General features: G+C 34.5%; 14 protein-coding genes and 2 pseudogenes. 8 read left to right on the top strand and 8 right to left on the bottom strand.

The features are described from left to right. Window positions 1–534: 534 nt before the first annotated feature. Window positions 535–720 (top strand): annotated as a pseudogene (locus AC3WTI_RS01130) (hypothetical protein). Between the two features lie 695 nt (window positions 721–1,415). Here AC3WTI_RS01130 and AC3WTI_RS01125 read toward each other — a convergent pair. The 3 genes from AC3WTI_RS01125 to AC3WTI_RS01115 form a co-directional block, all read right to left on the bottom strand. After that, window positions 1,416–1,640 carry a hypothetical protein gene (locus AC3WTI_RS01125; RefSeq protein ID WP_048529718.1) on the bottom strand — a complete coding sequence of 75 codons (225 nt, stop codon included), beginning with the start codon at window positions 1,638–1,640 and terminating at the stop codon, window positions 1,416–1,418. A 238-nt stretch (window positions 1,641–1,878) separates the two neighbouring features. Continuing rightward, a complete protein-coding gene (locus AC3WTI_RS01120) occupies window positions 1,879–2,391 on the bottom strand; it encodes a hypothetical protein (RefSeq protein ID WP_144488203.1) in 513 nt (170 codons plus the stop codon). A 269-nt stretch (window positions 2,392–2,660) separates the two neighbouring features. Further along, entirely contained in the window at window positions 2,661–2,921 is a 261-nt protein-coding gene (locus AC3WTI_RS01115) for a transcription initiation factor TFIIIB (protein ID WP_087959584.1), read from the bottom strand. 145 nt (window positions 2,922–3,066) lie between these two features. On the opposite strand from AC3WTI_RS01115, the gene AC3WTI_RS01110 reads away from it, so the two are divergent. The 3 genes and pseudogenes from AC3WTI_RS01110 to AC3WTI_RS01100 all read left to right on the top strand — a co-directional run. Further along, a complete protein-coding gene (locus tag AC3WTI_RS01110) occupies window positions 3,067–3,261 on the top strand; it encodes a hypothetical protein (protein WP_097841875.1) in 195 nt (64 codons plus the stop codon). 146 nt (window positions 3,262–3,407) lie between these two features. Next, the gene (locus AC3WTI_RS01105; protein WP_000017081.1) at window positions 3,408–3,572 is read left to right on the top strand and encodes a hypothetical protein; all 165 of its coding nucleotides are present in this window, start codon (window positions 3,408–3,410) and stop codon (window positions 3,570–3,572) included. Window positions 3,573–3,742: 170 nt separating this feature from the next. Further along, window positions 3,743–3,880 (top strand): annotated as a pseudogene (locus AC3WTI_RS01100) (exosporium leader peptide-containing protein); the annotation flags it as partial. Between the two features lie 56 nt (window positions 3,881–3,936). On the opposite strand, the gene AC3WTI_RS01095 reads toward AC3WTI_RS01100, so the two are convergent. Continuing rightward, on the bottom strand, window positions 3,937–4,083 hold the full coding sequence (locus AC3WTI_RS01095) for a hypothetical protein (protein ID WP_179192047.1): 147 nt from the start codon (window positions 4,081–4,083) through the stop codon (window positions 3,937–3,939). 488 nt (window positions 4,084–4,571) lie between these two features. On the opposite strand from AC3WTI_RS01095, the gene AC3WTI_RS01090 reads away from it, so the two are divergent. Next, window positions 4,572–5,042, top strand: coding sequence for a GNAT family N-acetyltransferase (locus AC3WTI_RS01090; protein ID WP_087959581.1), 471 nt, complete (start codon window positions 4,572–4,574; stop codon window positions 5,040–5,042). Between the two features lie 97 nt (window positions 5,043–5,139). Here the strand turns inward: AC3WTI_RS01090 and AC3WTI_RS01085 are convergent, their stop codons facing one another. Then, a complete protein-coding gene (locus AC3WTI_RS01085) occupies window positions 5,140–6,090 on the bottom strand; it encodes a CobW family GTP-binding protein (RefSeq protein WP_087959580.1) in 951 nt (316 codons plus the stop codon). A gap of 165 nt (window positions 6,091–6,255) precedes the next feature. Between AC3WTI_RS01085 and AC3WTI_RS01080 the strand changes: the two genes are divergently transcribed. Then, window positions 6,256–7,158: an aldo/keto reductase gene (locus tag AC3WTI_RS01080; RefSeq protein ID WP_097841874.1), complete on the top strand. Its 903-nt coding sequence runs from the start codon at window positions 6,256–6,258 to the stop codon at window positions 7,156–7,158. 24 nt (window positions 7,159–7,182) lie between these two features. Here AC3WTI_RS01080 and AC3WTI_RS01075 read toward each other — a convergent pair whose 3' ends face one another. Both AC3WTI_RS01075 and AC3WTI_RS01070 read right to left on the bottom strand, forming a co-directional pair. Continuing rightward, window positions 7,183–7,767 carry a GNAT family N-acetyltransferase gene (locus tag AC3WTI_RS01075; RefSeq protein WP_097841873.1) on the bottom strand — a complete coding sequence of 195 codons (585 nt, stop codon included), beginning with the start codon at window positions 7,765–7,767 and terminating at the stop codon, window positions 7,183–7,185. A gap of 75 nt (window positions 7,768–7,842) precedes the next feature. Further along, entirely contained in the window at window positions 7,843–9,315 is a 1,473-nt protein-coding gene (locus tag AC3WTI_RS01070; protein ID WP_142305921.1) for a flavin monoamine oxidase family protein, read from the bottom strand. A gap of 324 nt (window positions 9,316–9,639) precedes the next feature. On the opposite strand from AC3WTI_RS01070, the gene AC3WTI_RS01065 reads away from it, so the two are divergent. Further along, window positions 9,640–9,831, top strand: a complete 192-nt coding sequence (locus AC3WTI_RS01065; protein ID WP_087959577.1) for a DUF3896 family protein — start codon at window positions 9,640–9,642, stop codon at window positions 9,829–9,831. Window positions 9,832–9,936: 105 nt separating this feature from the next. Continuing rightward, on the top strand, window positions 9,937–10,938 hold the full coding sequence (locus tag AC3WTI_RS01060) for an LLM class flavin-dependent oxidoreductase (RefSeq protein ID WP_097841872.1): 1,002 nt from the start codon (window positions 9,937–9,939) through the stop codon (window positions 10,936–10,938). Between the two features lie 45 nt (window positions 10,939–10,983). Here the strand turns inward: AC3WTI_RS01060 and AC3WTI_RS01055 are convergent, their stop codons facing one another. Then, window positions 10,984–11,928 (bottom strand): alpha/beta hydrolase, encoded by a 945-nt coding sequence (locus AC3WTI_RS01055; RefSeq protein WP_097841871.1) that lies wholly within the window; start codon window positions 11,926–11,928, stop codon window positions 10,984–10,986. Between the last annotated feature and the right edge of the window lie 140 nt (window positions 11,929–12,068).

Genomic DNA, 12,068 nt, shown 5'->3' with positions numbered 1-12,068 from the left:
TTTCAAAGATAAAAAAATTTCACCAAAACTTAATATAACTTATGCTTGTCTTTTTAAGATGTATCTAATAAAAATACATTTTTTTATCAATACAATTGTGTTTTCAATATAAATGAAAAATTTTTAATAGAAGTTTATTTACTTTCAATAATAAGAGGTAGTGTTCTAAAACATAGAAAAATAAGGCACCCACATAGTACCTGACAAACTTGAGAGGTTTTGTATGTAGTTTGCTCATCACAGATAAAAACAAAAGAGCCTTACCTATCTAGGCAAGACTCTACTAGTTTAGTTATATAATATTTACATAACAACTAAGAAACTAAAAACATATAACACCAAGTAGCAGAACCCTAATATTCCTCCTACAGCTAATACCTGTTTAGCCCAACTTTTAATTTTCAGATTACTGTAAATCACTTGTACTCTTTCCATATTTCCTCCTATTAGGGAAAACCCTTAAAGACTCACACCTCGCTATGATACCATTAATGAATGACTAATAGAGCCTAATTTTTGTCTAAACGTATAAATATGCAATATTGCATACAAAAATGTATTGTTATAAATGTAAACGCTTACTATGATAAGGTTATAAAGATTCACACATCTTAATACAAAAACAGAGGAGAGAATAATATGGAAATCGCAATGGCAGTTTTAAAATTTATTGGTGGAGCAATCCCATTAATTCAAGAACTTCTAAAAGCATTTATGTAATTTCATTATTTAGCAATTCTTTATAAATATTATCATACAAATGATCTGTATATCAAAGATGAATTGATATACAGATCATTTGCGTGAGCAAGGTCCCTTTAACATTATTGAGGGACTCTTTTAAATTTTTAAATACTTAAGGTTACGTCACATCAAAATCAAGTTAGCAAAACAAAATGAAAAATACGCCACCCATTCCTATGATTCTACAAAAAGAATAGCGTATTTTTCATTTTGGTGTATTATAAAACTTTAACTTGATAGTGATTGAGTAACAGTTGTGATTTAGACGTAAGATACGATTATATAAAGATTATCCACCGATATATGGAGGATGAAGAATACACTTGCGATATTGAAACGATTGAATTAAAGAACTTGATATTAGTATGGTTAACAGAATGTGAAAATTACTTAAAAAATCGTGATCTTAGCTATACAAGACCAAGCCCCCTCCTCTCCAGGACGGTCTTGGTTTGGTTTACGTTCACATACAAATTATTATTTGTATTGTTTCATGGGTTCCCTTTTAAATTATATACGTTTACTTTACCATCGATAACCACTGACTAATGTCTCCTATTCAATCGTACAGATTACCTATGCCATATTCTAAAGGACCCCTCTTTGCTAAAATGATAAAAATAAAGAGAGATACTTGTCCCTCTCTCAATAAGTACTTTTATTTTAAAACTTTACATCAGCCCTTTTAATATTAAACCCAAAACCGACATAGTGATTGCGCTAATAATAATTCGTAGAATCCAAGTTGTATTCATGCTAATCTTTTCTAATTGCTTATTAATTGTAGCGATGTCTTTCTCATTAATTGTTGTGCGAGTTTCTAAATTACGAATATCTCGCATAATTTCTTTTTGTTCTGCTTTTAAACTGTCAATTTTTCCATAAACATCTTCCAATATGTTCACATCCTTTTATAATCTTAATAAAGCAATCTTTACATGATATGAGACAACCTTATTCATGGTGAATTCTTTGCAGGAAATTCCATATAAAATTCGTATTTTGTTAATAATAAAATACGAAGAAATTCATTTATTTTCCTCTTTGAATAACTTTTTACAAAGAAAAAAGACCTTGTAAATTACAAAGCCTTTTTTCTTATATATAAATTTACAACTTTCATTTTAGTATTAGTTAAATCCCTCCACCAGGCTCTGTGTTAGCAGGTGCTCCTCCAGTATTTCCATGTGATTCTAACTTGGGTGCAGGTGTATCTCCTACGTTATAAGCAGGTGCCCCTCCTGTATGCCCCTCCGAACCTAACTTCGGTGCAGGGTAATGTCCATGAGTATAAGCCGGTGCTCCGCCATGATCTCCATCAGCTTCTAACTTAGGTGCAGGTGTATCTCCTACGTTATAGGCCGGTGCTGGATAGTCTCCATATCCATAAACTGGTACTCCTGTATGCCCATGAGTATAGGACGGCGCTCCCCCTGTATGTCCATGTGCATAACTCGGAGACCATCCCTCTCCATGAGTATAAGATGGTGCCCCTCCATGATCTCCATGTGCATATGCAGGTGCTCCTCCGTGATCTCCTACAGAGTCAGCTTTAACAATTCCTCCGCCATTTCCATGAGTAACACCAAAAATTCCAAATCCTAAAACAGATAAACTTACAACCGCTGTACCAATTTTCCTTTTCATAATCGCTCTCCTCTATGTGTATTTCATGTAAATTGAAATGAACATATTCTGGATATCCGTCATGATGAAAATTCGACTCATTTCATTACCATATATTTATACTTCTATGTATTTTTTTGTAAAACCTTCTTGAAATCTGAAGAAAATGGTTATTTTTTGCAAAAAAAAAAAAAAAAAAAAAAAAAAATTAAATGTAGTAACAAATTATTCAATTCACAATTTAGGCTTCTATGCCTAGCCACGACCACCACCTCATTTTAATCAAAGAATCATATTAAAAAAACATAACGTCTTGTTTTTTTCGTTCGTTGTGTTCGTTTGTTTTGAGCATCCTCAGCAGCTTCTTTTCTGTCGAATTCTCCCCATCCATTACCGCTGCAAATTTCATCGCCACAAGAACTACAAATTAATTCGTATTCATAGCACTCACAACCACAAGGTTCTCCACAAAGCATATTCGTATAATCAATATCTTCTTCAGTATTGTTATGGCCACACTTGTTACATTTAAAGTTGTAACCAATTTTCATTCTCCTTTCCTACCCAAATAGCGTTTTTGTTCAAATTTCTCCTGTACTTATATACGTCCCCTGTATATCCAAAAACAAAAATATAGTAAAATACATTTATAAGTTCGTTTAATACTTAAATCTATTGAGAATAGGAGGTCTGTATATGAATAAAAGACTTAATATGTTAATGAAAATTACGCCTTTCCTAAGTGTACTTTTTATCTTAATTGGAATATCTATGGCAATATTCGGTGCATTAGATCATAACCACAAAATGTTTATGGGTTCACTATTCGTAATTGTACAAGCTGCACTTGTAATTACATATACTAAGATGTTTAAAAAAATTGGTTTCTAAAACTTTGAATACCAGCTGAAATGTTCAGTAAATATACTTATCATTTCAGCTGTATTTCCCTATTCAAATAAGGATTTCATTAAAAACTTACATGTATATATTTTTCGTTACATAATTAAGATATCGATATATTAGGAGTGTTAATCATGTCAGGAACGATAATGATTTTGTTATACATTTGTTTCGGATTAAGTGCAGTTTTCAGCTTAATAAAAGAATTGAAAAAGCCACAGAAAAACCAGTTCTTGATTTTAGTTGATTCTCTAATTTTGCTAGGAGCCTTAATCCTAGTAGGTAGTATCTTCATCTAAATTACATAACAAGAACTACATTAGGGAGCAAAGCAGTCTAGCGAAAGCTAACTGTTTTTTTATTAAATAACTATTTTATTAAATTTCATATATACAATCGCTTGTCCATTTCATTTGGCTCTACCCCTCATTTACTATTAGTAATACGAATTTTTCAGAGGTGAATTTTATTGGACGAGTTTTTATCCTCCGCTGCATTAAATCCAGGTTCAGTCGGACCGACACTTCCACCTATGCAACCTTTTCAATTCCCTACAGTTCCCACTGGTTCAACGGGTGCTACAGGGGCACCCTGTAACACTGAGCCTTATTGGCAATACCGGACCACCTGGCATTGTTTTGCTCACATATGGCTTTAAATCTCTCACAATACGTTTTGCATTTCGGATACTCCCATATCATAAATACTAATTACATGTCTTCTTGTTGCAAACTGTAGCTTTCTAATCGAGCGAGTATCACCACACAATGGTTGATGTTCATGTGATTCTGTATGTTCATGTTTATCCATCTCATATTCTTTTAGACGTTTCCACTTGACCTTGTCGTCAATATACAGAACTTGCAGTATGGTGGCGTTTTCCTTCATATATATCTTCCTGGAATAAATTGCAGTTTCTCTAATCTAGATTGATCTACCACTACTTCTGATGCAGTAAGAATCGGGAAACGAAAATTGAGCTTGCATTCTCCATCTTTTTTACACCCCTTGGCAAGATTTCTCCTGTAGGATATTACATACAGCAGACAATACAAAACCAAGTGCCCCTTCAACGAGCGCAATGTGCAGTGAATAAAAATATTTAGCTCACCAATGGAGATGCTCTTATTAGCATAATGAAGCATAAATATTAAAAAGGTTGTCCAAAAGTAGCTACTCAGCTACTTTTGGGCAACCTCTTCTTTTTTATGTGTTTCTGCTTGACTTGACCAAAATAACAAGTAAAATTATCCATATTAGCTTTTAAGCTATATTAATTTAGAAGGTGAGTTGGAATTATGACTCTTCACATTTGTGAAGTAACAGAAAAAAATTGGCGTTCGGTAGCTGCTTTAAACGTCGCAAAAGACCAGCAGCAATTTATTGAAAGCAATGCGTTTTCTCTAGCAGAATCATTATATGAGGGAAACGGAACGTCAGTAGGTTTATATGATGGAGAAACACTTGCAGGATATGCAATGTATGGATGGTATTGTGAAAAACGTAAAAGCGTATGGTTAGACCGCTTTATGATTGACGAGCAATATCAAGGAAAAGGATACGCAAAACGTTTCCTTCGCTTGCTTATTCAATTCTTACAAGATAAATTTGAATGTAAAATAATTTATTTAAGTTTACATCCAGACAACAAACTTGCAATGGGATTATATGAATCATTTGGCTTCCGTTTAAATGGCGATATTGATGATGAAGGCCCAGTTGTAGGTGTTGTAATGGAGTTACTATTAGATGGACATACAAGCCTGTGAAAACAGGCTTTTTATAATCCTTCGTTTTTTGCAATCTAGCATGTTTCTATAAAGCACTTAATTAAGTCCCAAAAATAAGCCTGCAATATACGCAGACTTATTTCACACACTCCTTGAAATGTTCTTGGAACCATTCTTTATTAATATCTTTTCCGATAAACACGACTTCACTTACTCGTTCTTCGCCCTCTTGCCACTCTCTATCGTATGATGCAGCGAACAGTGTATGCACACCTTGGAAAACGATACGTTTATCTACCCCATCAATCGATAAGATCCCTTTGTAGCGATATAAATATTCACCTAGTTCTTGAACGACAGCTGACATCCACTCATTTAGTTTTTGTAAATCTAACGGACGCTCTTCACGTAATACAAACGACTTTACACCTTCTAAATGATTATGCTCTGTATGAGGGTAAATTTGTAACGTATCTTTCGTTTTAAACGTTTGAATTTGTAGTAACGATGGAATATCCACATCACAGTTAGTAGCCTCGATTAACTTTGCAGTCGGATTAATTCCTTGCAGTTCATGTAAGAGATTTTCTTTCTCACTTTCTTCAATTAAATCTAGTTTATTTACTAAAACAACATCAGCAAACGCAATTTGCTCTTTTGCTTCTAGTCCTTTTTCAAAATGTTTATGTATATGATAACTATCTACTACTGTTACAACACCGTTAATTTGGTATGCGGATTGAATAACAGGATCTAAAAAGAATGTTTGAATAATCGGACCTGGATTTGCAAGACCGGTCGTTTCAATTACTAATCCATCAAAGTCCATTTTCCCTTCCGCTTTTACGTCCAGTAATTGTTTTAAAGCGACGAGTAAATCTTCACGTACAGTACAACATAAACATCCATTCGTCATCTCCATAATCTCTTCTTCGACATTCATAATCAGTTGATTATCAATACCAATTTGCCCTATTTCATTTACAATCACTGCTAATTTCTGACCGTGATTTTCTGATAAAATACGATTTAATAATGTCGTTTTCCCTGATCCAAGAAAACCAGTTAATATTGTTACTGGAATCATTCCCTACATCTCCTTATAGCTATATGTTTTTACATTATAGCATATAGAGAAAATCGTTTTTGTAGCAAAACATATTTATTGTATGTCTGAACCTGTAACTATATAATAATATGTAGTAAGAAAGCCTTTTCAAAATATTATTCATTCATCAAGGGGGTACATATAATGGAACGAGTTCAAATGACCGAAACACTAGAATTTTCTCGTATTATTCAAGGTTTTTGGCGTTTAGCAGAATGGAATATGTCAAAGCAAGAGTTACTTTCTTTTATTGAAGCTTGTATGGATATGGGGATTACTACTTTTGATCACGCTGATATTTATGGCGGTTATACGTGTGAAGGACTGTTCGGAGAAGCGTTACAACTCAAGCCTTCTTTACGCGAAAATATGCAAATTGTCACAAAATGTGGAATCGCTCCCCCATCACCGAAATTTCCAGAGCGATATGTTGCGCACTACAATACGAGTGCAGAACATATTATAAGAAGCGCGGAGAAATCTTTACAAAACTTACATACAGATTATATTGATGTATTGCTCATCCATCGTCCTGATCCATATATGGATCCAAATGAAGTAGCAGAAGCGTTCTCACGATTAAAACGAGAAGGAAAAGTCCGTCACTTCGGTGTATCTAACTTTTTACCATCACAGTTTAATATGTTAAGTTCCTATTTAGATTTCCCACTCATTACAAATCAAATTGAAGTTTCTGCGATGCAGCTTGAGCATTTCGAAAAAGGGACAATTGATTTATGCCAAGAAAAAAGAATCAATCCTATGATTTGGTCACCTCTTGCTGGAGGAGAAATCTTTACTGGGCAATCAGAACGTGCTGTACGTGTACGTGAAACGTTACAAAAAATCGCTACTGAACTAGGTGTTACTAGCATTGATACTGTTATGTATGCATGGTTGCTTTCTCATCCAGCTAACATGATACCAATCGTTGGCTCTGGTAAATTAGAACGTGTTAAAACGGCGGCTCTTGCTACAAAAGTTAACTTAGACCGTCAACAATGGTTTACAATTTTCGAAAGTTCTAATGGACATCCTGTACCGTAATGTACAAAAAGAAGAGCCGTTTCTTTACAGCTCTTCTTTTTCATATGTATCTCTAGTCATGGCAAATACACACATATCCCTTAACCCATTTCCATCTACTGCTACACTCGCACTTTCTAACGTACCTTCTAACTTAAAGCCTAATTTCTCAGGTATCGCTCTACTTTTCTTATTTAAAGAATCACATCGAATTTCTACACGGTTTGCTTTCAGTTCAGAAAAAGCATAATTCGTTAAACCCTTTGCAGCCTCTACCATATAGCCTTTTCCACTAAACCTTGAATCAATCCAATACCCAATTTCAAATTGAGGTATATCCCAATTAATACGATGTAATCCAGCTGATGCAATAAATTCAACTGTTTCTTTCGAAAAAACTAGTAATCTTAAATCCTCACGCTGCAGAAATTGAATATGCGATTTTCTAATGCTCACTTCTACTTCTTCCTCTGTTTGCTCTTTTTGTGCAAAAACCATCCATGGCTTTAATTCTTTCATAGAAGCTTGAATTGCATCGTATACAGCTTTACCGTCACCTGGTTTCGGCATTCGAATAAATAGCCTTTCAGTATAAAATTCAGAAGGAAAATCAAATAATAACGGATTCACTTTCAACACTCCCTATAATTCTTTTATATATAATAATATCCATCTCAAACTATACAGTAAAGAAATTTCTGAATTTTATACTTTTAATTCATTTACATCTACCGCTACACGAACTCCGGATTCAATTGCCCCTTGTATCCATCCGTGATATAACGTTGTATGATCACCAGCAAAATATAATCTCCCCTCTGGTTTTATAATTGCTGGTTGTAGTTCAGATTCTTGACCTGCCTGAAATAGCGCAAAACCTCCAAGCGAATATGGATCCAACGTCCAACTTTTTGATATGCCAGACAAGAACTCATCATATACTTGGCCGCCTAATATTGTCGCTAAGTTCTGTAGTGTGTAATAGATACGATCCCCTTTTGATAATCCATCCCATAACAACGCATCATAAGACCATGTATAACTTCCTAACATCATAGCAGGTCCTTTCTCTCCAATTCCGTGACTTGGATAATAAGCGTAACGAATTGGCAGATCCGTTATAATCCTGCCACCTAACTGTCCTTGTTCTTCCCAAAATCGACTTTTAAATTGAATTCCTATTTTTGTCGCTGGCATATAATGCAATTCACGAATTGCTTTCCATTTTTCATGAGATATAGAATCAAATGGATCTACTTCTACAAAGCGCATTGTCGAAAATGGAATTGTATTAATAACTAAATCCCCTGTAATACTACTATATTCGAAAGTTTTCTCGTTCCGATAGAAAGCTGTCACACTGTTATCGTGTTGCTGAAGCTTCATTAATTTTTGATTATATATAATATTTTCTTCTAATTGTGGTAAGAAGGACTTTGGTAATCTATCATTTCCCCCTACTATTTCACAAAAACCACCCTCCTCTTGCATAATATATAAAAAGCGTAAAGTCTCAACAAATGACCTTTCCAAAAAACCTTCTAAATCTAATAAAACACCGATCATCTCGATTGTGACTGGTGAAAAGTAAGTATTATATTGATAAGGATGATACTTTAAAAATTGTCCTGTAGAGTATCTTCCAAAATCCTTTACTACAACATCCCAATTTTTCTCTGGGTTCTTTTTTATAAAATTTATAATAGGCTGCACTGCTAACAATAATAACTCCTCTGACGTTTTCCCGACTTCATTCATTTCCACAGGGTACTTTAATATACTTGGATCTTTTTCATATTGTTTTAATGTTGTTTTCCGGCCATTTACATAAACGATATCTGTCTCATTTCTATTAATAAAAGGGCTTACCTCTAGTCCAAATTTTCTTATATATGCCATCGTTAATGTGTGCGAATACGGAATTCTCATTGCCCCTACATCCAAATATAATCCGGTATCTTCCATTCTAACCGTCTCTATACGGCCACCTACCCGGTTATTTGCTTCAAAAATCTTCACTTCATGTCCTGCAGCTTTTAATAAAGATGCCGAAACCAACCCTGCCATGCCAGCCCCTACTACTATAATTTGCTTCGGACGAGTCGTCTTCTTTAACCCTTTTTTTATAACTTTTAACGTTTCATCCATCTCAGTGTTATACATTATATCTTTCTGCACAATTCCACCCCTTACTTCATAAAGTGAAACTATAATCAGTGGGGGTTCTTCCCCCACTGATTATTAGTTGAACCAATCGGGCTTTTATGGGCAGTTAATCTCCAACCTATCTTCTTTGCTCCAGCCGAATTTGGAGGTGGGAGTTTTACTGCCCGTTAATGCGGGATAAAATGGGCATTAGTGGTTTAGTGCATTTTATTCATAAATCCCCATAAACATAACAACATGGAAAGAGGAATATTCACTAAAAGTACATAAGAGTTAGCTTTCACATCTCTTCACGCCTCGTATAATATAGCAACAGCAAAGAAGGAGTGGTTGAAAATGAAACAAACTTACGACTACCACGCTACAAAGAAGTATTTAGAAGAAAAGAAACAACAACTATGCAATAAACTTAGTAGTATGCACCTTTCCAAAAAAGAGTTTGAACAACTAAAACTTGAGATTGATAACTATGATTATATTTTAAATTTAGTCGAAATGAATCATTATGAAAGAGGCTTTTCTCATTAATTGTGGATAGTTTGTTTATCCACTTCGTATTTTGAGCATTTTATTACGCATTTTTCGTAAGTAAATATATAATAGGATGTACATTAAGATTGAGAGGTATATTCTATGATCAAATTAAGTGTGTTAGACCAATCCCCTATTTCAGATGGTAGTACAGCAACCCAAGCTTTTTCACATACAGTTACGCTTGCGCAAGAAGTTGAAAAACTAGGATTCACACGCTTTTGGGTATCTGAGCATCACAATTCTGTCAGCCTTGCTGGTTCAAGTCCAGAAATACTTATTTCTCATATTGCAGCAAAAACGGAGCGTATGAGAGTTGGTTCAGGTGGTGTTATGTTACCTCACTATAGCCCGTATAAAGTTGCTGAGAATTTCCGCGTTTTAGAAGCTCTTTATCCAAATCGTATTGACCTTGGTGTCGGCAGAGCACCTGGCGGTATGCCAATTGCAACTCGCGCACTACAAGAAGGAAAAATGGTCTCACTTGATCAATACCCAGAGCAAATTGCAGATGTTGCAATGTACTTACATGATCAAGTACCAGAAAACCATCATTACGCAAATTTAAAGGCTACCCCTGTCATTCCAACATCTCCTGAGATGTGGATGCTCGGTTCTAGCGGAGAGAGTGCGATGATTGCCGCAAAACAAGGTGCTTCTTTTGCATTCGCACAGTTTATTAATGGATACGGTGGCCCTGAAGTAATGAAGGCTTATCAGGAACAATTCCAACCTTCCTATTTAGGAGACAAACCAAAATCAATCGTCTCTATTTTTGTTATTTGCGGAGAAACGAATGAAGAGGCGGAAAAAATTGCTTCTAGTTTAGATTTATCAATCTTATTACTAGAACAAGGAAAGCGTACAACTGGTACTCCTTCTATCGAAACTGCACAAAATTATTCATACAGCGCTTATGATCTATTCCGTATAAAAGAAAATCGTCAACGTATGATCGTCGGTGATCCATCTTCTGTGAAAGAACAAATCGTAAACTTAAGCAAAGCGTACAATACTGACGAATTTATGATTGTTACAATTACTCATCGATTTGAAGATAAATTGAATTCTTATCGCTTACTAGCAAATGCTTTTCATTTATAAATATTAAAGGGAGATACATCAATTATGATGCATCTCCCTTTCTTACTACTTATTACTTTTGTTGTTTATATATGCAATAGCTTCTTTTAACAGCTCTTCAAAATCCTCAGGGTAATCATGGTTTAAATTAGGCACAACCTTATACTTATGTTCTATATTATTATCTCTTAATAATTGTACAAATTGCTGCGTACATTCGAAACAATCTTCATCTTGATCCCCGCATATTATATATCCCTTTATATTTTTATCTTGTAGCACTCCCAACAACTCATTCCATTCTTCAATCTCTGGAAGCCACGGCGCCACAAAAATAAAACCATCTACCTCTATATCTTTTTGTAAAATCGTATACAAAGCTACTCTTGCGCCAGCAGAAAAACCACCAATTATTACACTTTTTACTGTATGATTTTCTTTAAAATTAACGTAATGCTCCTTTAATTCTTCTTTCCCTCTATGTATATCATCCCAAACAAATCCATCTGAAAACTGAATTTGCGAAGATTGTGGTAAAACCAATGTATAATCTTGATCCAAAACAGATTTCCAATATGGTTCTACTATTCCTATATTTTCTTGATCTCCGTGCATTGCAATAAATAGTTTTTCTTTTTTCTTACCTTCAATACATTTCACGTCTGCTCGTTCTGTTTTCTTTGCTAATTCTTCTCTTTCTTTACATAATTGAACCATTTTATGAAACTCTTCAAATTTATGTAGTGGTTTTAAATCGTCGTCGGTCATTAAATATTCATTTCCATACCAAAAACCCTTTTCTATAATGGCTTCCTTCATTACATGCATCGCTTCTTCTTCAAGCCCTGCTGCACCCGCTAGTGCATATTTGAAATTATATATTTGGGCCTCATTTCCCACTATGCCTTTCGCATGCTCCATTATATAAGTGTACGCTTCCAAACTCCCTTTATTTGCGTAACGATGTAACGTTTCATTTAATAATTGAATGTAAGTCGTATTATTTTTCATACCCCAATTCCCCCTTAACCTTTTCTCCTATTTATCTTTCAAACCTTTGTACCATTCTGTAATCACTGTATATAATTCACGCAAACAATACTTAATCATTACACTTCTTCGTCCAATAAGTTTATTATAAAATTCAATAG

It is taken from the genome of Bacillus sp. EB106-02-03-XG38 (genome assembly GCF_058792175.1).
This window is presented reverse-complemented; position numbering and strand designations above follow the sequence as displayed.